We start from the raw sequence: 20,086 nt of genomic DNA, 5'->3' as shown, positions 1-20,086 counted from the left end.
CCTAAGGGGCCCCTTTTTGATGCGTGGTTTGTGGTCACACCACGCATTGGTCAAACCGTGATGCGACGGTGCACACGATTGTTCGCTCGCGTCGATTCAGGCTCAATCACCTGCTGCGAATGATCCACGATCACCACAAGATCATGCGAACCGGCCTCAAGGCCAAGCGGCATTGTGAACCGCTCTTCACCTCCAGCGTCTAACCATGGTACGCGCAGAAAGCGATGATCGCTGTAGCGATCATCAACCACCACCACAACCCCAATATCACTGACATCAAGTTCGCCTTCGTTGCAGACGCTGAACCGCAGTGTTTGGCCATCCACCTCAACACCACGCACACAGAGATCACTGCTCAGCAACCTGATTGAGGTCAAGGGATAGAGCACAAGTCGCTCCAGTCGGCGCAAATGACTGGAGGGATGTTCATGGTGAAGATGCCCACCGTTGCGCAAATCTGTGCTGCAACCATGGATGTGCAGAAACGCTCCAGCCTGTGGCACCGTCACGCGGCCCAACTCAGGTTCGCAGTCAAAGAATCCACAACAGTCCCACTGCAGTGAGCGGCCGAGAAAACGCACGGGATCGCCAGGATTTCCAGGATCCTCTGGGGCCAGCCGATAGTGCTGCAGCAAGTCGTAGATGCTGGTGGATGCCAGTCCATCGCCCGACTCGCTGCTGGCCCATTGACGGTTGCGCCGCTGCTGACCCATGCAGAGCTTGGACGCCACGGTGATGACCAGTTCGTCCCAGGTTGTGAGAGCGCGAACGCCATAAATGGCAGCCTCTTCAAGCGCACCGGACTGACGCCCAACACGAATCGCATCAGCGACCAGCGCCTGGAGCGGTGCATCCTTGCTGCAGGTCAGTGCGCTGAGGTCCACCGGACGCTGCAGTGAGCTGGCATCCCGAGTGAAACAGACGTAGGGAAAATTGGAACTGCCGTCCCCATCGCGAACAGCACGAAGACCACCGTTGAAGGCTTCGCATTTCCAGATGGTGGTGCGTTGACCATCGGGTGACGGCAGGAAGGTCAACTCACCGTTATCCAGGCTGCTGGTGGTTCCCAGACCCAGAACATCCCCCTGTAGAGGAATGCGGGAGAAGGCGAAATGCTCTTGCACATCACCCTGGATCAGATCAGTCACGGTGTTGGCGATGGTCAGATCCGGCATGGAACGACACCTTCACGTCATCAGCTTTCATCGTGAGCAACAACCTCGAAGGATGCAATCGGAGACTTCTATGGGGATCCAGGCGGTTGCTTCCCAACAGACAACAGAACCAGGAATCAGCACTATTCGGCGCCTCAATCAACACAGAAGAATCTGTATTCACCCTTACAAAACAGAAGCCCTAACAACTCTCTAGCCATGTTGCGACGACAACAAGCTACAGCGACCCGAGCAATGCCCTCACCCATTAACACAGTTGAAGGCTATCTAGAGGCACTGAGAACTTTTCAGGTTGATGAAGTCTCAGACAACCTCTTCATCAACTTTCCAACACCCCCTTACCTCTACTTTGAGTCCCTTCCGCTTGGATGGGTCGGAGGCAGTCATAATTTACATCAATTACTGGTCTTAAATCAGCGTTATCAAGACGATGTCAAGACCATCTCAAAAGGGGAGGTTCAAATATCCGACAAATCGTTCGCAGCACTCTTCAGGAATATCGGATTCCCCGCTGGCGCGAACCCAGAAGATTTTGGAACCAGCTTTTTCGTCTATGATCGAAAAAGCACTACAAAAAGGAGCCCGACAACAAACGAGGGCATCGAATTATCTTATGCAGCAAATATACAACTTCCTACAATTCAAGGATTTGAACAATTCTTCTCACGAGACCTGATTCGCTACGGAGGCCTTCTTCCGAGTGAAGTCGCAAGCTATCAACAACAACTTGATGCAACATGGTCATCCATTCAAGATGACGTCTTTTCGGATTCCTGGCGCCGAGGAAACACGCTATCGATGTATCTGGAATACCTGGGCGTCCAACCAAAGCTTGCATTGACCTATGAGACTGCCAACGCCGTGGCAGGCAACCCAGTAACAGGAGACGGTGGGATCGCTAGCCCTGACTTTTTTGTTGACAATGAAAAAGCGAACAGTTTTGCACAATTAATCAACCCAGGCGACCCAGACGACACCTTTGTTGAAGGTGGCGAAAAACTCTATGAATGGTGGGTATGCCTGTCTAAAGCGTATGGAGATCTGATTTTCAACAACGGCCAGGTAAACAGGCCACCCACAGATTTCTTCCAAACAACACCAAAGAATGACCAAGACATTCGCAACTGCATTGGCATCAACAAAACCACCAATGAGCCCTACACCTTCAGCGAACTAATTCAAGACCTACTAGAAACCCAGAAAAATAATCCAAAAGCTAACTATCGTGGATTCGGCAAAATTGAAGACATTCTTGCAGCTACGCTGAGATTCCACTATCAATTTAATTATCAAGCATTTTCACTCAATACACAAAATTCACTGCCATATGCCAATGCGGCCAATCCATTTGTGATCGGCAGTTTTGAGCAATTGAATTCACAAGACTGGGGTGATCAAACAACGGCCCCCGTCAGCTGGAAAAGCACCTTTGGAGACACATGGTTCGATACCTTCTCAGGCAACGAAGAGTGGGTGAACAACCTGAAATTGGATTCATTAACAACGGGCGAAATCAGTGCACCTCAGAATAAAGATAAGAAAGCACAGGATGCTCAGAAAAAATTATATAATACGCTCTCAGAAGATGGGTGGTTTTCTCTGAATGCAGAGACGTACAAAGCAGTCACTGAGGGAACCAATGGTGACACGAAGTACGGCTATGAAACCATCTTTTATTTCGATGCAAACTCATCGCCAGCTTCCCAGGCTGTAGTGTTCGATCGAGACACAAATAGTAGCGATACACTTACTGCAACATACCTGGATCAAAGCAGTTTCAATATCAATCCCAAGACAAAGCTGAAAGACGGAACACGCATTAAAGATCTCGGAGGATTGGTCAATTCAGATGGTGTGCTCCCTGACAGCTTCAGAAGCTATATCTCACTGAGCGGGGGTGTGGATCGCGTCACTGGATCCAGTTATGCGGATGTCATTGTTGGCACCACTGTCGATGACCATGGGAACGTAACGCCGGGTAGTTTGAATGCGATTGCAGGGGCTGGGGCTGATGTTGTAGCACCGGGTCGCGGCAGTGGGAGCATCCAATTGGGACTTGGCCGTGACAAACTCGTAATTGATGAGCACGACACGTTGGGACGCACCACTCTGTTCGACTTCACATTTGGTGAAGACGAGTTAGTGATTCATCCCAATCTCTCTCTTGCGGTTAGCGTGAATAACAACTCCTTACTTTATGTGTTCACACCCGGCACTAATCAAGGAGACGATCTGAAAACTCTTCACTTAACCCAAGCCAGCAGCGGTGCCGATGGTGCTGGCTGGACTGACTATTTCAATCACTTTGCTGATCAATCCCTGATCGATGCTCTGACCGAACAACCGCCCGGATTGATTTGAAGCCACCGCATCAATAATAACAACTGCTGTCCAGCAGAATATCTTGCATGCCAGGGGACGTTCCCCTGGCTTTCCTATGACCGATCACAAGATCGCCCATCGAGTCTGATAAGCAACCAAGAACAGCACATTAACTCAGAAATCGAAAAGCGATCGTTCAATCGACTGATCAATTTCACCGATGCTGTGAGCGCAATTGCCATTACACTGCAGCTGTTACCGCTGGTTAACATCAAAGCGATTGAAGGAGAGTCGATCTGGCAATTATTAGGGAACAATGCCTCGCGAGTTCTTGTTTTTTGCTGCAGCTCCTTGATCGTGTCTTTTTTTGGCTGAAACACAATCAGATCTTCAATGTAATGAGGACCTTTGATGGGCCAATTTTCTGGCTGAACACAATCTGGATGGCATTGATTGTTTCTTCCTTGGCCCACAGCGCTTTACGGATCAGTCACAAATCAACCATCTGCTTCGAGCCCAGGAGCAGGATTGCTGTATTGGTGGACCATCGCAGCAATCTCCGCGATTGGCTGGATGATCACTCATCATGCCTGGTCACATCCTGAACTGCTCGAACAGTCAATCATCGACGATCAGCAGTGATTGAAAAAACCGAACAACTACCGAAGACTGAGTTTTGTTGTTGTTTTTTTCCTGATGGATTGCGCCGCCGAGCTGATTCCGCCGGCGATTCCATATCTCAGCTTTGCGATCATTCCACTCAGCATTCTGAGTAACAAGGCAACCGTCATCGCTCTGCTTGATCATCACGATAATTGCCCAGTCTGAGCATTCAGCCATGACGGCCTACCCAGGGGAAGCGAGAAATTAGGCAGGCCGTGACCAAGGGGAAGATCCACCACAAGGGGAACATCCAGATCAGAAAGACGTTCCTCAAGAATCTCCGCCATCGAAAAATCTCCAGGGAGAATGTCATCCTCTTTCCAGCTGAAGCGACCGCAGCCCACACCAGCCACACCCTCCAACAGTCCCGCAGCGCGCCACTGAGTGAGCATGCGGTCGATCCGGTAGGGAGCTTCACCGACATCTTCCAAAATCACGATGGCTCCTGCTAACGACGGGAACCAAGGCGTACCAATCAGGTGTGTTGCCACTGTGAGGTTGGTCACAACCAGAGGACCATGCGCTAGTCCTCCGCAGACACCACGTCCCTGAAGCGGCTCAACAGAGCGCCCCTTGAGCAGTTCCACTGTGCGTTGCCATTGATCATCCGGTCCCCAGTACGCCCCATGCACCGCCCCTTGGAGTCCCGCTTGCCATTGCGCAAGAAGCAGCGCACTGCTGTCTGAAAAACCAAGGGCCCATAGGGGACGGTCCGGAAATTTCAGGCCCGCCTCAAGCACCCGAGCGGCCCCCCAGCCACCACCCACATAAATCACACCATCCAAACTTGGATCTCTCCACGCCGATGCAATCGAATCACGACGCTGAGCATCCGTCGCTGAAAACCATTGCCACTGGCCCCTCACCGCATCGGGCAACTCCAGCACCCAACCCTCCTGCTCACAACGCTGCACAAGAACATTGAAATCAACGTCTGGTTCGATCCAGGTACCTGGATTCAGAGCTCGCAGACGTGAACCGCGACGCAGCGGTTGGGGACCACTGGCAGCGGCAGGAGTGGGTCGCCCATGAGCCCCGACATGCCACGTCGAGGCCACCAACCCGGAGCCAGCCGCAACAGCCAGCTCCAGCAAGGACCGTCGCCGCATCAGCTTCAGGAGAGCAAGGCTTCCAAGATGGCGCGACCTGCGGTGCTGCCGGTCTGCGCATCACAAGCTCGCTCCGGGTGAGGCATCAGACCGAGAACCGTGCCGGCAGGATTGGTGATCCCAGCAATGTCTGAAACCGAACCATTGGGATTGCTGCAGTAGCGAAGCGCAATGGCATCGTCATCCTGCAGTTGTTTCAGAGTGTCTTCACTGCACTGATAGCGACCCTCTCCGTGGGCGATCGGCAGGCTGAACTGAGCGCCACGATGGCTGGATGCCAGCCATGGAGTCCGGTCGCTAACCACGGCCAAGGGAGCGTCTTCACAGATGAAGTGGAGGTCGCGGTTGCGGGTGAGAGCTCCTGGCAACAGACCCAGTTCCGTCAGCACTTGAAAGCCGTTGCAGATGCCGAGCACCCGACCGCCGGACGCGGCGAAATCAAGCAGTGACTCCAACACCGGCGCGAACCGTGCAATGGCACCGCAACGCAGATAGTCGCCGTAGCTGAAGCCCCCAGGGAGAACCACAGCATCCAAGCCGCTGAGATCACGCTCTTCATGCCAGAGATAGCGCGTCGAGAGGCCCAGGCACCCTTCCGTGGCCCAGCGCACATCGCGATCACAGTTTGACCCTGGAAAAACAACAACCCCAATGCTCATGACTGGGTCAGCTCCAGCGTCCAGTTTTCGATCACGGGGTTGGCCAGCAAGCGGTCGCTGAGCAGTTCAAGGCGACGGCGCGCCTCCGCTTCATCGGGAGCCTCCAGCTCCAGTTCCACAGCCTTACCGATGCGCAAACGTTCGACACCATCAACGCCCAAGCGGGCGGAGGCAGCCCGTGCGGCTTCACCAGCTGGATCGAGAACCGATGGGCGCAGATGCACCAGAACACGGGCTTGATAACGCGGCACGAGCACCGAGCAGGGATTGTTAAATCTTGCCAGGCCAGGTGACCGCTCTCCTGCTGCCGCTTGCACGTTGAAAGCAGAGCTGTTCACCTTGAGTCCTGCCCGTGCATGCACCCCTGGTTGCAACCCTGGCTCGTGTGATGCCGACGCTGGTGCTGGTGAGCCTGGGACTGACCTGCCGTGCTTCCGCGCAGTCGCAACTCTCATTGCCGATGGAGTGCCGCCAGCAACAGCAGGCCTGGCAACCGTGTCGCTACGAGAGCGAGCAACCAGGTGCCCACTGGCGGCTGGCGTTTCAGAATCACACCGTGCACTTCCGTCATGACGGCACGGGACTGATGCACATGCAGGTGGGAGATCAGGCCGGATGGTCTGCCGTGCAGGCCCGATGGGTCGCGGAACGCACGCTGTGCTGGAACGACGTCTGCGCTCGAGGCGACATCCCCCTCGACTAGTTCGACTTCTCATCAACGTGCGTTCCAGCCATCAGGCAGGTCCGAGTCACTCCCACGACACGGTGCAGCGGTAGTGGTCAGTGTTGGCCACATCGATGACCTTGCAAGAGGTGTCTGTGACTGTTTTTCCCTGAGGCACGCGCGACGTGGCCCTCGTGATCGCGAGATTGCGATCCACAGCTTCAACGGTGACCTGACCTGCCTGGACGCTGAATGCGCTTAGGCCGAGAAGCGCAGCAACAGCCATCAACCGGGTGAAAACGAACATCACATGCGGTGCGTACCTCTACTGGTTAGCAACACCCTGTCCCGTAGGACGCTCATCGCACCCATCGGGTCTTAAACGTCCCCCATCACAACGCTCACGAACTTGTTCGCCAGCAACAACGTTGTGAACTTCACGTGGTTTTTTCAGTCACTCACACAAGTCACTTAATCCTGAAGTCCGGCATTGGCTCAGGGTCATCGCAAAAATGATGGTGTTGTGATTTTGAAGATTCTTTAGAGCAAAGGAGCCGGCATACCCCCGCAGCATCCACTCGCCACCACGAGAGTCGGAGTAGAAGCCAACATTTTTGGCCACCCCTGGTCTTTGCAATGTGAACACATCACTCAGGCCATCGATCCATTCCAGCTTGAACACGCCACAGGGCGCTTCTGTGCAGAGAAACTGACGCCGGCAAGCAATGCTTTTGTTGTTGTAAAGGCAGTTGGTCCAGGCGTCTTGTTCACCGAGCGACACCAACGCCGAAGCGAGCAAAGCCAGCATGACCTTCGTTGAGAGCCTTGATGAAAGGACTAGCGCCTCTGGGATCCATCGCGGCCATAGCGACGGTTTGTCTTCGGTGATCCCCCGTCACATCAGCCGTGCTCCAGCGAGGCATTCACCGCCAACTCAAACGGCACAGCGGAATCAGGAAGCGTGAGCAGATGCGCTGACAAGCGACCAAGATCCTCCGGCTGGGTCATGGCTTCAGGTGCCATGGATTGAACCGCCGACGCCATGTCGGTGTTGACCCAGCCTGGACAGATGGCCGTGATGCGGATTCCCTGCTCCCAACCCTCATTGCGCATGGCCTGACAGAGCCCCATCAACGCAAATTTGCTGGCGGTGTAACCCGCCAACGTCCCTTTGCAGCGCTTACCGCTCATCGACACCAACACCTGGATCCGTCCCTGCGATGACGTCACCAACGCAGGCCACGCGGCACGGGTCAACAACCAGGGCCCCATCACATTGACGCGCCAAAGTTCGTCGGGCTCCCCACGCTGATCATCACGGAACACCAGAGGGGTCCGCCGCAGAATTCCAGCGCAATGGATCACCGTGTCGAGACCGTTGAAATGGGCCTGGGTGGTTGCGATGACCCGCTCGGCATCGTCAGGATCTCGGGCGTCGTAGCGGCAGGCGATCAATCGCGCGCTATGCCGTTGAGGGTCGAGGTCGCTGCCCACCAGCGTCGCTGGATCTCGGACGGCCAGGCAAAGGCGATGACCTTCATCCAACAGAGCGCGGGCCACGGCGGCACCGATCCCCCGATTCGCACCAGTGATCACTGCGGTTCGCATGCTGGTGTCTGCGTCAGGATCGCAGCATGGTCCCACTGATGGGATCTCGAAGCGCAAGAGCTGACGTTGCCGTGTCTGACTGGAAACAAGCCTTCACGGGCTGGGGGATGAGCTGGGATGGATGGCTTCACAACCGCCAAGGCGAGTGGTGGTTGCTGGCGCAGCTGATCTTGATCGCAGCCCATTTGGCACCAGCCTGGCCCGCACCGGACGACTTCGGTGGGCCATGGCCGACTCCGCTTCGGCTGATGGGCGTGATGGTGTTGTTGCTGGGTCTGGCACTGGCAATGCAGGGATTTCTGACTCTGGGAGCCAGCCTTTCGCCACTGCCAGATCCAAAACCGGGAGCAGCACTGGTCACCGAAGGGGTTTACCGGCGATGCCGGCACCCCCTGTATCGCGCCGTGCTGGTGTGTTCTTTGGGGGTGGTAATCGCGCTGGGGAGTGTTTTGCACCTGCTGCTCCTACTGCTGCTGTGTGTGCTGCTGGTGGGGAAGGCACGACGCGAAGAGAAGGCTCTGCTGTGCATCCTTCCTTCCTATGCGACCTACCGGACGGAGACGCCTGCCATCGTTGCTCACTGCCCTGGACTGGATTGGCGCGACTGATCGACCAGCTCGACAACCGTTTATCCATCCTTGAAGGGATAATCATTGCTTCTAAGACTGGCTCGTTTTTCCGCCAGCAGGATGCTTTTCACCGCTCAGCGCCAACCGTTCACGAACGTGATCAATGGTCTGGGCATGGCGATGCTTGTTCTCTCAGCAACTGTGCTGACCCCAGCCAGAGCGGAAGCCGAACCCAAGCAACGTCAACCCTTGATGGCCTTGCTGGAGCCAGAACCGATCGAAGCTGAGCCTGGACCCGCGTCCAAGCTTCTGCTCATGCGCACGGATCGCCGGATTGCCAGCACGGGTGACCCCATCTGGGAGCTTTTGCTGGAGATCCCAGGCGAGCCGCACCGGCGCTTCGAAGCCGTCAGTGGACGGGCCAACCGTCAGAACGCGGACCGTGACCGCATGGGCAGCCGAGCCCCTCTGCCCTCCGGGACCTACAGCGTCGGTGTGGTGGAGCCCCTCGCAGAGGGTGCCTATCCAGAGCTCGGTCCGGTATGGATCAGTATTGAGCCCAACTTCATCACCGGGCGCCGGGTTTTAGGGATCCATCAAGATCCCAGTGCCGGCATCCACAACAACCAAAGCGGCACGCTCGGCTGCATCGGCCTCGTGCGCAAGGCAGACATGTTGGAGCTAGCCCGCCTGATCGAAAGCAACGGCACAACCCACCTGAACGTGATCGACTGACGTCAGGAGTGGAGGGCTGCCCTCGCCCAGCCGATGGATTGCGACAAACGCTCCACAACAGGGTCAGACAACCCTTCAGCGGGGGATCAAGTGCCCCGATGGCCCGTCGCCAGCAGCGCGATCAGGTGGATGCTGGAGCGCATGACATCAGGGGTTGAAGGCTGTCTTGCAAGCGATCTGCCGCATCGGCCTGAAGACCGATCACAACCAGTTCGAGGCCTCTGCCTCCAGCAGGCTGCCATGCCTGATCCGGCGCTGCTTCGAACCAGCTGTCCAGACGCGGACCGACCATCTGAATCTGGAGCGGCAACGACTTGCCCTCCAGCCAGACGCGGCCCTTGAGCCGAATCACCCCATGCCGGCGGACAAAGTCAGGAAGCAACTGTTCCAGCTGCTGACGGGACACGGAGCCTTCACAGCGAACCTGACCGCTGAGGGCCTCCACATGCGAATGGTCGTGGTGATCATGCCCATCACCATCACGGGGATCGTGGCTGTGGCTGTGGCCGTGATGCTCGTGGTCATGCTCATGATCATGAGCCTCGGCCTTCGCCTCGCTCTTGGCGTCGATTCCGAGCACGAGGGCGGGATCCACAACTCCGCGACTGATGGCCAATGTTTCAGCCCCGGCTCTCAACCTCGTCGCGAGGTCCTGCTGCACCGCCTTGAGCTGATTTGGCTCAAGGCGGTCGCCACGGCTGATCAGCACCAAATCGGCTGACGCGAGCTGGTTCTCAAACAACTCGTCGATGGCGGTGAGGTGATCCAGGTTGGGGTCGTCCTGGCGCTGACGCTCCAGAGCATCAGGGTCACCGACCGGACTTCCAGCACTCAACGCCTCACCATCCACCACCGTGACCACGCCATTGACGTGGACGCGTTTGCGAATCTCTGGCCATTCCAGGGCCTGCAGCAAAGGTCTTGGAAGCGCAAGCCCACTGGTTTCGACGACGATGCCATCGAGCTGGTCGGAACGCTGCAGCAGCGTCTCCATCGTGGGCAGAAAGTCGTCTTGAACGGTGCAGCAGAGGCAGCCGTTGTTCAGCTCTACCAGACGTGCGTCCACCTCCTCCTCGGGGCAGAAACCACAGCTGCGGATCAGATCGCCGTCCAGCCCGACCGTGCCAAACTCGTTCACCATCACGGCCAGTCGCTGACCACTGGTGGTGAGCAGATGGCGCAGAAGGGTTGTTTTCCCGGCACCCAGAAATCCGGTGATTACGGTGACAGGCAGTCGGCTGGCCATCAGCGGCAGCCCAGCGATTCACGGGTGCTGACGCCACTCTTGCTGTTCACCCCACTCGCCCGTGCACACAGCGCCTTCAGCTGCGGAAGATCGATCACCGCATTGGTGAAGTCGGTTCCTTCGATCTCAGCATCGTTGAAGCGACTTTGCATCAGCATGGCGTTGGTGAAATTGGCGCCGCGCAGATCTGCGCCATCGAAACGGCTGGAGAAGGCAACCACGTCTTGCAGATCGGCCTCACGCAGATCAGCCTCCTGAAGTTGTGAGGTGTTGATCACCGCTCCACGCAGATCAGCAGCACTGAGATCCACCTCGCGCAAATCAGCTTTGAGGAACTCCTTTTCCTTCAGGTCGCGACCATGCATGTCTTGGCTGATGTCCTGCACGGCGCGCTGGCCTCTCAGCTCAGGAGCTGTGATCGCCTCAGCCGCAGTGCCATTGCTCAAGAAACCCACCATCAGAGACAGTGCGATGGCCATGGACACCACCACGCGGCGGAACGATAAACGAGGAGTAGCTGGCACGGCAGTGGAATGGAAACGATCGGCGGTTGCTGGAAGCAATTGCCGTAGCTTGAACGGTCACGTTATGGCAGACAACTGCCCAGCCACGTGCCATGGCCAAGACTCTCAGGGTGGTGGTACCGCCCCACCCCCTTATTGCTCACTGGCTGACGGTGCTGAGGCATCAGGGCACTCCAGCGCCGTTATGTCGCACCGCGATGGAAGAGCTCGGCCGCTGGCTCACCTATGAGGCCTTGCGTGACTGGTTACCGCACCGCCGCGACACCGTTCAGACGCCTCTGGCCAGCACAGAGGGCACAGTGATCGAAGCGGGGGTTCCTCTACTCGCGGTGCCGATTCTTCCTGGAGCACTGCATCTTTGGGAAGGCGCGCGGCAGGTGCTTCCCAACGCTGAGCTCTGCCTTGGAGGGCTTCCTGAGGCGATCGAAACCCAGGCAGGTGTGGTGCTATTGCTCGATCAGATCAGCCAGGGAGACGACCTGATCGACCTGTTGAGATCGCTGGAGCGACTCGGTGTTGAAGCACCACGCCTTCGCGTGATCACCACGCTCACTGCGAGCCCGGGTCTGAAACGCATCGGCGAGACCTACCCCGAAATCACCATTCACACGGCCTGCATCGATGCTGAACTGGATGAGCAGCAACGCATCCTTCCAGGGATCGGTGATCCCCTGCAACGACTGGGAATCAGAACGTCTCAGGCGACCTAGTCTGGGAAGACTCAACAAAAGCCCATGGTGCGGCAGCAGGACTCGGCCTCAGGAACCCTGGCAACGCTGGTGAGCGGTGCGGTCCTGGGGGCCGCAGGATTGGGTTGGTGGCTGCTATCCGAAGCAGATCGACGCAGACGGCTTCGGAACCAGCGCTCCATGCTTTACGCCCCGCGGATGCAGGACGGCAGTGAAGCCATCAGTGCTGGTGATCAACCGACGGTGGGAGCTGAAGGACACCTCGAGGCCCGCGTCGAACAATTGAATGCAGCCATCGCTGATGTGCGACGCCAACTGGAAGATCTTGGCTCCAGGGACTGATCAGGACGGCCGGTAGGTTGTTGGAAATGGTTCACCAAAGGGCGGAATTCAACATGCTTCGATCCGACGCCGTCACCCTGGGGATCCAACGCTCCCCGAACCGCGCCATGCTGCGTGCTGTCGGTTTTGGTGACGAAGACTTCGGTAAGCCGATCCTGGGCATCGCCAACGGCTACAGCACGATCACACCCTGCAACGTTGGACTCGACGACCTGTCCAAGCGTGCTGTTGAAGCCGCCCGTGCCGCTGGAGGCATGCCTCAGATGTTCGGGACCATCACCGTCAGTGATGGCATCTCGATGGGGACGGAAGGGATGAAGTACTCCCTAGTCAGCCGCGAAGTGATCGCTGATGCCATCGAAACCGCCTGCAACGGCCAGAGCATGGATGGCGTACTGGCCGTAGGTGGCTGCGACAAGAACATGCCTGGCGCCATGTTGGCGATGGCCCGCATGAACATCCCGTCCATCTTTGTGTATGGCGGCACGATCAAACCAGGAAAACTGGGGGGCTGTGATCTGACCGTGGTGAGCGCCTTCGAGGCCGTGGGTCAGCTCACCAACGGCAACATCGATGAAGAGCAGCTCACTGCAGTGGAGAAAAACGCCTGCCCGGGAGCCGGCAGCTGCGGCGGAATGTTCACTGCCAACACCATGAGCGCGGCCATCGAAACCATGGGCCTGAGCCTGCCCTACAGCTCCACCATGGCTGCGGAGGACCAGGAAAAAGCCGACAGTGCTGCACGCTCGGCCGAGGTGTTGCTTGACGCGGTGAAGGCCAACATCCGTCCCCTCGATCTGATGACGCGAGAGGCCTTTGAAAATGCAATCAGCGTGATCATGGCAGTGGGTGGATCCACCAACTCCGTGCTGCACCTCCTGGCCATCGCGCGCACGGCTGGTGTTGAGCTGAGCATTGATGACTTCGAACGCATCCGCCAGCGCGTGCCTGTGTTCTGTGACCTGAAGCCCAGCGGCCAATACGTCACGGTGGATCTGCACCGAGCCGGTGGGATTCCTCAGGTGATGAAGCAACTGCTGGATGCTGGTTTGCTACACGGCGATTGCCGAACGATCGAAGGCAAGACCCTCAAAGAAGTCCTGGCGGATGTTCCCTCCACACCACCCGCAGGCCAGGATGTGATTCGCCCAATTTCAAACCCCATCTATCAGAAGGGTCACCTGGCCGTCCTCAAAGGCAACCTGGCCATCGAGGGCAGCGTGGCCAAGATCAGTGGTGTGAAGACACCCGTCCTGACGGGCCCCGCTCGAGTATTCGAAAGCGAGGAAACCTGCCTGGCCGCGATTCTCGATCGCCAGATCAAGCCCGGTGATGTGGTGGTGGTTCGCAATGAAGGACCCGTCGGTGGTCCGGGGATGCGCGAAATGCTCTCGCCCACCTCTGCCATCGTCGGTCAGGGGCTCGGTGAAAAGGTGGCGTTGATCACTGACGGCCGTTTCAGCGGAGGCTCCTACGGCCTAGTGGTCGGTCATGTGGCTCCGGAAGCTGCCGTCGGAGGCACCATTGGCCTGGTGCAGGAAGGCGACAGCATCACCGTCGATGCCAATCAACTGCTGCTGCAGCTAAATGTGGACGAGGCTGAACTCGAACGACGTCGTGCCGCCTGGACGAAACCGGAACCCCGCTACCGCACGGGCATTCTTGGCAAATACGCGCGGCTCGTCGCCTGTGCCAGCCGTGGTGCCACCACGGACCACTGCGACTGAGAATGACTCGAGCACACCACATCTAGCGTTGACTTCCCGATCTCAGATTGGGATGATGTGGATCCCCATCACCCGGCCACCGCAGGCACCAGTGCTAGCGGTGGTTTTTTATTGATCAGATCGCTGGCCTCAAGCCAGCAAGGCCCTGAGTCGACGGGCCAAGGCCTCCAGCGGTGCACCATCGGCAGGTGAAGAGCAACGTTTGCCGCTTTCACCATCCATCCACACCGGATGCTGGCCGTGCCACAGCATTGGCCTGTCGGGTTGGTCAGCCCAAGCCAAGGTGAGATTGAGCTCTACACCACTCCGGTACATCTCCAACTCCAGGTCCAGCTCACGCAGGCGCTCACCCTCCCCATTGCGGCACTCGATCCGACCTTGGTAGTCCTCGGGAGTGGCGTCTTCAGCTGACAGCACAGCATGCTGATAAGGCTTGCTACAGACGTCCGCGGCCGCGGCGATGAGCGTCTCGAGTGCGGCGCAGGGTCCGAGCTCAGAAGGCATCAATCGAACGCAGCAACATCTGAATCGGCCCAGATCGGTAGCCAGGATTGGCCTGTCCATCATCACCAAAACGGGAGTGCAGCAGCTGCAAGCGAGTAATGCAGGACGGATCGAAACGCACGGGCAGGCTGACCGGACTGGCTCTCACCACAGGCCTGAGCTGTTCAAAAGGAATGTCGACCACAGTGGTTGCCGATGGCTGCGTCGCGACCGTGGTCACCCAGCGCAAACCACCGGGAATCAGCTCAGTGAGGCCGAGCACACCATCACGGCAGGCCACGGCCACCTTGAAACTGCGGCCCTCGCCATCCAGCGTCAAGCGCAGACCGTTGAAACCGCTGAGATCCAAGGGCGGACGAAACACCGGTGATCGGCAACTGACGAAACCACCGCCTTCACTCACCACCTCACCTTCGAGCCTCAGCCCCTGGTCCGTGACACGGCAACCAGCGCTGCTGGCCCCACCCATGATGGTGTCGTTGAGACTGGCCCACTCACGGAACCCTTGGCCAGCAACCACCGTTCTGATTTCAGGCGCGGGCTGAGAGGGGGGAATCGTCAAAGACCTTCGGAAGCAGCCTGATCAGCAAGCACCAGGATTTCGGATCCCGGTTGCACCAGCTTGGCAGGTGTGCGTTCCGGCGACTCATCGGGATCGAGCAGACGCGACAGCGCCTGACGTTTGCCTTCACCACTCACCAGAAACACCACCTGGCGAGCTGCACTGAGCACGGGCGCCGTCAGGGTGATCCGATCCAGGCCCTTGCCACGACCGACGGTGGTCCAGCGATCGCAAACCGTTGGTGCATCCGTGCCGGGAAACAGGGACGCGGTATGCCCGTCATCGCCAAGGCCCAGAAGCATGAGATCGAAGACAGGCGGTTGACCATCACAGATGGTGCCCAGAAGATCTGAGAAAGCGTCAGCACTTGCTTCTGCCGACGGCAGTGAAATGGTCGGAACTGGATGGAAGCAGGCTTTGGCTCCGGGCTGCCCCGATGTCAGCAAGGTTTGACGAAGCATGCGGGCGTTGCTGGATTCATCGTCAGCTGCCACCCAACGTTCATCGCCAAGCAGCACATCCACCCGATCCCATGGGAGGTGCTCATGAGCAAGCAAGGCATAGGCCTGAGCTGGCGTGGTTCCACCGGACAAGGCAACCTGCGCCCTGTCCCGCTGATCAAGGGCAAGATCGATGGCAGCACCGATGTGCTCAGCAGCGCGCCGGGCGAGAGCCTCTTTGGACTCGGCCCGTTCAATGCGATAAGCGCTCATGGGCCCGACCTCAGTCCAACCACTCGGTGTGGAAGCTGCCGTCTTTATCAACCCGCTCGTAGGTGTGGGAGCCGAAGCAATCCCGCATGGCCTGCACGAGGTTTTGGGGGAGACGAGCGGTGCGGTAGCTATTGATGTAATCGAGGGTGCTGCTCAGACAAGGCACCGGGACACCGGCCGCTGCTGCGCCCGCCACAATCGTCGCCAACCCGGGAAGACGACGATTCACCTGATCGGCAAACCAGGGGTCGATGAGGAGATTGGCGAGCTGAGGATCGGCGTTGAAAGCATCCTGGATGCGCTGCAAAAGACGGGCACGGATGATGCACCCCCCCTTCCAGATCTGCGCGATCGAAGGCATGTGCAGGTTGTAGTCATGCTCGGCAGACGCGATGCGGAGCAGTTCCATGCCCTGGGCGTAACTAGCCATGCAGGCCAGAACCATGGCATCCATCAGGGGAGCCATGCCATCGGCCGGAGTGCCCATGTCGAAGGGCTGAATGGCAGGGCCCTGAAGGATGGATTCCGCCTTGACGCGTTGATCCTTCATGGAGCTCATCACCCGACCATTGAGTGACGCATAAATCGTTGGGACGGAAGCACCCATCTGAAGCGCGCTCACCACAGTCCAGAGCCCCGTTCCTTTCTGGCCAGCCTTGTCTTGAATCTTTTCGACGAGATCAGCACCATCTTCGGGGTCTTTAGTGCGGAGACAAACCTCCGTGATCTCCACCAGGTAAGAGGCAAGTTCCTCAGTGTTATTCCAGTGAGCAAACACATCGGCCATCTGCGTCCCGGTCATGCCACCGACCCGTTTCATCAGGTCGTACCCCTCCGCAAGGATCTGCTCAATGCCGTATTCAATGCCGTTATGGACGGTCTTCACAAAATGGCCTGATCCACCCGGGCCGATGTAGGTGACACAAGGACCATCGTCGACCTGGGCCGCCATCTTGGTCACCAAGCTCTCGATGGCGTCGTAAGAGGCTTTTGTTCCGCCCGGCATCATGCTCGGGCCCTCCAGCGCTCCCTTAGCGCCGCCGGAAACACCCATGCCGATGAAACCGAAGCTCTTGCTTTCCAGCTCGGCGACACGACGTTCGGTGTCGTGATATTCGGAGTTACCACCATCGATGAGCAAATCACCCTGCTCGAGCAGGGGAGAGATCTGCTCGATCACGGCATCCACTGGGCCGCCGGCCTTGACCATCATCAAGATGCGGCGGGGCCGTTCCAATTTGTTAACGAAGTCCGCTAAATCCGTTGCGCCCTGGATGTTTTTACCAGCACCACGTCCCTCTAGAAATTCTTCAGTTTTGGCGTAGGTGCGGTTGTAGACAACACTGGAGAAGCCATTGCTCTCGGCATTGAGGACTAGGTTTTCCCCCATCACGCCGAGACCAATCAAACCGAAATGGGCCTTGGACATGGTCAGCTGAACACTGCAGTGCCCACAGTGTGACCACGGCAACCGAAGTCGGCTGCAACATGGTCAATGTGTGTCAGGAATGAGGAATCAGATCAAGAAATCAGATCACGGTTCCATCGGCAATCGAGGCGTTTTTCACCACGACGACGATTCCGTTGCGGATGTAGAAACCGAGCTCTGCTCGATCCGCTTCTTCAACGTGATCCTTGTTGACGATGGTGACGTTTCGACCAATCCGGGCATTTTTGTCAAGGATGGCTCGCTTCACGGTGGTGCCTTGCCCCACACCGAGAGGAATCCCCCCACGCTCACTAAGAACAGCACGTTCTTCGCTGGATTCAAAGAAATCGGCACCCATCACCAGCGTGTCCTGGAGCACCACATCGGATTCGAGGCGACTGCGCACACCAAGCACGCAGTGATGAACACTGCAAGATTTGAGAATCGAACCCTCACCCACAATCGAGTTGGTGATCTGTGCATCCACCAACTTGCTAGGCGGCAGGTAACGGGGACGGGTGTAGATGGGGAACTTCTCGTCGTAGAAGCTGAAAGGAGGCTTTGGCTGCAGCGTCAGAGCAAGGTTGGCTTCATAGAACGCACCAATCGTGCCGATGTCCTCCCAGTAGTCGTCGAAGACATAGCTCTGGAGCTTGTCACCGCGTGCCAGTGATGCAGGAATAACTTCTTTGCCGAAATCCTTGTGGTCGGTGTTCGTATCCAGCAGGTCGAACAGCGTCTTGCGACTGAAGACATAAATCCCCATCGACGCCAGATAAGGGCGCTCTTTGGCGGACTCGGAACTCAAGCCAAACCGGGAGGTGTCAACGGCCATCTCCCGCAACGAGTCACCCTTCGGCTTTTCACGGAATTCAAGGATGTTGCCATCTCCATCCGTTCGCATCAGCCCGAAAGCCTCGGCTTGAGCGGGGTCAACCGGCAAGGCCGCAACGGTGAGATCTGCGCCGGTCCTGCGGTGGTGCTCAATGAAAAGGCTGTAGTCCATGCGATACAGCTGATCACCGGAAAGGATCAGGTATTCATCGACATCCCATTCCTGGAACAACCACTGGTACTTGCGGACCGCATCAGCCGTGCCCTCAAACCAAGAGGGACTGTCGGGTGTCTGTTGAGCAGCGAGGACTTCGACAAAACCACCGCCGAAAGAATTGCTGAGGTTGAAGGTTTGGCTGAGGTGCCGATTGAGTGACGCACTGTTGAACTGCGTCATCACGTACATCTTGTTGATGTCCGAATTGATGCAGTTGCTGATCGGGATATCAATCAGACGATATTTGCCTGCCAGCGGCACAGCTGGCTTGGCCCGCATCTTGGTGAGTGGGTAGAGACGCGTCCCCGCACCTCCCCCGAGAATGATGGCCAGAACGCGCTTCATGCCGCCCCCGAAGATCGGCTTTGCGGGGGTAAACCTACCGGACTTTTCCTGATCTCAGCACACCTTTGGACCAGATCAACCAAGACTGCTGGGAATCAGATTTAGACAAGCAACAGAGAGACCTTGCTGAGCGTTAGCGATCTTGATCTTCATCCTGTGCGAGATCAAAAAGTCGCTCCACAACCAAAAGTGAATTCTGCCGTTCACTGCGTTGTTGAGGAGCACGAAGCGCGGTCACTGGGGTGTGCAGAACCTTATTGATGATTCCTTTGCTGAGGGCTTCAACAACTTTGCGCTCACGGGCCGAGAAATCGGGGCCCATGCGACTCAACGCCTTCTGCAACTCTTCGGCACGGATCGACTCGAGTGAAGAGCGAAGCCTGTTGATGGTGGGTACGGCTTCCAGGCTGTCCCACCATTCGAGGAACAATCGACTCTCCTGATCCAGAAGTCCTTGAGCTTCTCGAGCGACCTGTTGACGGGCTTCCTGGTTGCGCTCAACAACCTCTTTGAGATCGTCAACGTCGAAGGCCTCGACACCGGAGAGTCCCTCCACATCCGCAGCGATGTTGCGGGGAACGCCGATATCGATCAAACGCAGGGAACTGCGACGATTCAAGCGTTGTAAGCGCGTGGCATCGATGATCGGATCATCAGCTGCTGTGCTGGTGAACACGAGAGAGCAGGTGCTCAAACAGTGATCCAGATCATCCAAAGGCCGACATTGCACTGGGAGATCTGAAAAATCAGCTGCAAGGGCTTCAGCCCGAGACATGGTGCGGTTCAGCACCACCACACCGGACGCGCCTTTCGCCTTGAGGTGTTGCAGAAGCAAGCGACTCATCCGGCCTGCTCCGACAACAGCCACCTGCTCGCCGTCCAGGGAGACGAGATCATCAACACCACGGCTCTGGCCGAGCTTCAGCTGGGCCAGTTCAACGGCCGCCGAACTGATCGACACCGCACCGGTGCCCAGATTGGTCTCACTGCGCACGCGCTTGCCCGTGCTGACAGCCTGCGTGAGCAGTCGGTTGAGGATGGGCCCGAGCGACTTGTGCTCCTGCCCCAAGCGCATCATCTTCTTGACCTGGGAGAGGATCTGCCCTTCTCCAAGAACAAGGCTGTCAAGACCGGCAGCCACCCTGAGCAGGTGCGCCACCGCATCTTCATGGTGGTAAGTGAACAGATGAGGTTTGAGATCTCCGGTCTCCAGACCGGAGTGACCACTCAAGAACTCCCTAACAGCTGAAATGCCGAGTTCGGGGTTGCGAACAAGGGTGTAAATCTCAAGGCGGTTGCAGGTGCTGAGGATCGAGGCCTCCAGCACCTGGTCATGTCCCCGCAGATTCTGCAGGGATTCCTCCATGGTCTGCTCAGGGATGCTGAGCTTCTCACGCACTTCAACCGGTGCCGTTCGATGACTGAGGCCGACAACGGCAATGTGCATGGG

Annotated in this window: 24 protein-coding genes; 8 read left to right on the top strand and 16 right to left on the bottom strand. The window is 57.4% G+C overall.

What is annotated here, in order from left to right; all coding sequences use genetic code 11:
- Positions 1–50: 50 nt before the first annotated feature.
- The gene (locus SynA1825c_RS07030; protein ID WP_186468669.1) at positions 51–1,175 is read right to left on the bottom strand and encodes a CARDB domain-containing protein; all 1,125 of its coding nucleotides are present in this window, start codon (positions 1,173–1,175) and stop codon (positions 51–53) included.
- A gap of 234 nt (positions 1,176–1,409) precedes the next feature.
- Here SynA1825c_RS07030 and SynA1825c_RS07025 point away from each other — a divergent pair, with 234 nt between their 5' ends.
- Positions 1,410–3,536 carry a hypothetical protein gene (locus tag SynA1825c_RS07025; protein ID WP_186468668.1) on the top strand — a complete coding sequence of 709 codons (2,127 nt, stop codon included), beginning with the start codon at positions 1,410–1,412 and terminating at the stop codon, positions 3,534–3,536.
- A 9-nt stretch (positions 3,537–3,545) separates the two neighbouring features.
- Positions 3,546–3,872, top strand: a complete 327-nt coding sequence (locus SynA1825c_RS13775; RefSeq protein WP_370593802.1) for a TMEM175 family protein — start codon at positions 3,546–3,548, stop codon at positions 3,870–3,872.
- A gap of 243 nt (positions 3,873–4,115) precedes the next feature.
- Here SynA1825c_RS13775 and SynA1825c_RS07015 read toward each other — a convergent pair whose 3' ends face one another.
- The 4 genes from SynA1825c_RS07015 to purS are packed head-to-tail and all read right to left on the bottom strand — an operon-like array spanning position 4,116 to position 6,179.
- Entirely contained in the window at positions 4,116–4,304 is a 189-nt protein-coding gene (locus SynA1825c_RS07015) for a hypothetical protein (protein ID WP_186470899.1), read from the bottom strand.
- Positions 4,304–5,269 carry an LD-carboxypeptidase gene (locus SynA1825c_RS07010; protein ID WP_186470898.1) on the bottom strand — a complete coding sequence of 322 codons (966 nt, stop codon included), beginning with the start codon at positions 5,267–5,269 and terminating at the stop codon, positions 4,304–4,306. The genes SynA1825c_RS07015 and SynA1825c_RS07010 overlap by 1 nt, the downstream gene beginning before the upstream one ends.
- Before the next feature lie 5 nt (positions 5,270–5,274).
- Positions 5,275–5,928, bottom strand: a complete 654-nt coding sequence (gene purQ / locus SynA1825c_RS07005; RefSeq protein WP_186470897.1) for a phosphoribosylformylglycinamidine synthase subunit PurQ — start codon at positions 5,926–5,928, stop codon at positions 5,275–5,277.
- Entirely contained in the window at positions 5,925–6,179 is a 255-nt protein-coding gene (gene purS, locus SynA1825c_RS07000) for a phosphoribosylformylglycinamidine synthase subunit PurS (RefSeq protein WP_186471078.1), read from the bottom strand. The genes purQ and purS overlap by 4 nt, the downstream gene beginning before the upstream one ends.
- A gap of 101 nt (positions 6,180–6,280) precedes the next feature.
- Between purS and SynA1825c_RS06995 the strand changes: the two genes are divergently transcribed.
- Entirely contained in the window at positions 6,281–6,631 is a 351-nt protein-coding gene (locus SynA1825c_RS06995) for a hypothetical protein (protein WP_255476862.1), read from the top strand.
- Positions 6,632–6,677: 46 nt separating this feature from the next.
- Here the strand turns inward: SynA1825c_RS06995 and SynA1825c_RS06990 are convergent, their stop codons facing one another.
- From SynA1825c_RS06990 to SynA1825c_RS06980, 3 genes are all read right to left on the bottom strand, one after another.
- Complete coding sequence (locus tag SynA1825c_RS06990) at positions 6,678–6,899, bottom strand: hypothetical protein (RefSeq protein ID WP_186470896.1); 222 nt, start codon at positions 6,897–6,899, stop codon at positions 6,678–6,680.
- A 147-nt stretch (positions 6,900–7,046) separates the two neighbouring features.
- The gene (locus SynA1825c_RS06985; RefSeq protein WP_186470895.1) at positions 7,047–7,400 is read right to left on the bottom strand and encodes a hypothetical protein; all 354 of its coding nucleotides are present in this window, start codon (positions 7,398–7,400) and stop codon (positions 7,047–7,049) included.
- A gap of 92 nt (positions 7,401–7,492) precedes the next feature.
- On the bottom strand, positions 7,493–8,200 hold the full coding sequence (locus tag SynA1825c_RS06980; RefSeq protein WP_186470894.1) for an SDR family NAD(P)-dependent oxidoreductase: 708 nt from the start codon (positions 8,198–8,200) through the stop codon (positions 7,493–7,495).
- A 71-nt stretch (positions 8,201–8,271) separates the two neighbouring features.
- Here SynA1825c_RS06980 and SynA1825c_RS06975 point away from each other — a divergent pair, with 71 nt between their 5' ends.
- Positions 8,272–8,808, top strand: a complete 537-nt coding sequence (locus SynA1825c_RS06975) for an isoprenylcysteine carboxylmethyltransferase family protein (protein WP_255476861.1) — start codon at positions 8,272–8,274, stop codon at positions 8,806–8,808.
- 81 nt (positions 8,809–8,889) lie between these two features.
- Positions 8,890–9,504 (top strand): hypothetical protein, encoded by a 615-nt coding sequence (locus tag SynA1825c_RS06970; RefSeq protein WP_186470892.1) that lies wholly within the window; start codon positions 8,890–8,892, stop codon positions 9,502–9,504.
- A 121-nt stretch (positions 9,505–9,625) separates the two neighbouring features.
- Here SynA1825c_RS06970 and cobW read toward each other — a convergent pair whose 3' ends face one another.
- On the bottom strand, positions 9,626–10,750 hold the full coding sequence (gene cobW, locus SynA1825c_RS06965; RefSeq protein ID WP_186470891.1) for a cobalamin biosynthesis protein CobW: 1,125 nt from the start codon (positions 10,748–10,750) through the stop codon (positions 9,626–9,628).
- Positions 10,750–11,229 carry a pentapeptide repeat-containing protein gene (locus SynA1825c_RS06960; protein ID WP_186471076.1) on the bottom strand — a complete coding sequence of 160 codons (480 nt, stop codon included), beginning with the start codon at positions 11,227–11,229 and terminating at the stop codon, positions 10,750–10,752. The genes cobW and SynA1825c_RS06960 overlap by 1 nt, the downstream gene beginning before the upstream one ends.
- Positions 11,230–11,366: 137 nt before the next feature.
- Here SynA1825c_RS06960 and SynA1825c_RS06955 point away from each other — a divergent pair, with 137 nt between their 5' ends.
- The 3 genes from SynA1825c_RS06955 to ilvD are packed head-to-tail and all read left to right on the top strand — an operon-like array spanning position 11,367 to position 14,032.
- Positions 11,367–11,984 carry a uracil phosphoribosyltransferase gene (locus SynA1825c_RS06955; RefSeq protein WP_186470890.1) on the top strand — a complete coding sequence of 206 codons (618 nt, stop codon included), beginning with the start codon at positions 11,367–11,369 and terminating at the stop codon, positions 11,982–11,984.
- A 24-nt stretch (positions 11,985–12,008) separates the two neighbouring features.
- Positions 12,009–12,305: a hypothetical protein gene (locus tag SynA1825c_RS06950; RefSeq protein ID WP_186470889.1), complete on the top strand. Its 297-nt coding sequence runs from the start codon at positions 12,009–12,011 to the stop codon at positions 12,303–12,305.
- A 53-nt stretch (positions 12,306–12,358) separates the two neighbouring features.
- Positions 12,359–14,032, top strand: a complete 1,674-nt coding sequence (gene ilvD / locus SynA1825c_RS06945; protein WP_186470888.1) for a dihydroxy-acid dehydratase — start codon at positions 12,359–12,361, stop codon at positions 14,030–14,032.
- Between the two features lie 129 nt (positions 14,033–14,161).
- Here the strand turns inward: ilvD and SynA1825c_RS06940 are convergent, their stop codons facing one another.
- The 6 genes from SynA1825c_RS06940 to SynA1825c_RS06915 form a co-directional block, all read right to left on the bottom strand.
- Positions 14,162–14,536, bottom strand: coding sequence for a hypothetical protein (locus SynA1825c_RS06940; protein WP_186470887.1), 375 nt, complete (start codon positions 14,534–14,536; stop codon positions 14,162–14,164).
- Positions 14,526–15,056, bottom strand: coding sequence for a CIA30 family protein (locus tag SynA1825c_RS06935; RefSeq protein WP_370593793.1), 531 nt, complete (start codon positions 15,054–15,056; stop codon positions 14,526–14,528). The genes SynA1825c_RS06940 and SynA1825c_RS06935 overlap by 11 nt, the downstream gene beginning before the upstream one ends.
- Before the next feature lie 38 nt (positions 15,057–15,094).
- Entirely contained in the window at positions 15,095–15,811 is a 717-nt protein-coding gene (gene pgl / locus SynA1825c_RS06930) for a 6-phosphogluconolactonase (RefSeq protein ID WP_186470885.1), read from the bottom strand.
- A 10-nt stretch (positions 15,812–15,821) separates the two neighbouring features.
- Positions 15,822–17,240, bottom strand: coding sequence for an NADP-dependent phosphogluconate dehydrogenase (gene gndA, locus SynA1825c_RS06925; RefSeq protein WP_186470884.1), 1,419 nt, complete (start codon positions 17,238–17,240; stop codon positions 15,822–15,824).
- 100 nt (positions 17,241–17,340) lie between these two features.
- Positions 17,341–18,636, bottom strand: a complete 1,296-nt coding sequence (locus SynA1825c_RS06920) for a glucose-1-phosphate adenylyltransferase (RefSeq protein WP_186470883.1) — start codon at positions 18,634–18,636, stop codon at positions 17,341–17,343.
- Positions 18,637–18,769: 133 nt separating this feature from the next.
- The gene (locus SynA1825c_RS06915; RefSeq protein ID WP_186470882.1) at positions 18,770–20,083 is read right to left on the bottom strand and encodes a glutamyl-tRNA reductase; all 1,314 of its coding nucleotides are present in this window, start codon (positions 20,081–20,083) and stop codon (positions 18,770–18,772) included.
- Positions 20,084–20,086 lie beyond the last annotated feature (3 nt).

The sequence above is a fragment of the Synechococcus sp. A18-25c genome, assembly GCF_014280035.1.
In the GTDB taxonomy this organism is placed as follows: Bacteria; Cyanobacteriota; Cyanobacteriia; order PCC-6307; family Cyanobiaceae; genus Synechococcus_C.
Note: the sequence above shows the minus strand (reverse complement) of the source record. Positions and strands in the feature narration are given on the sequence as shown.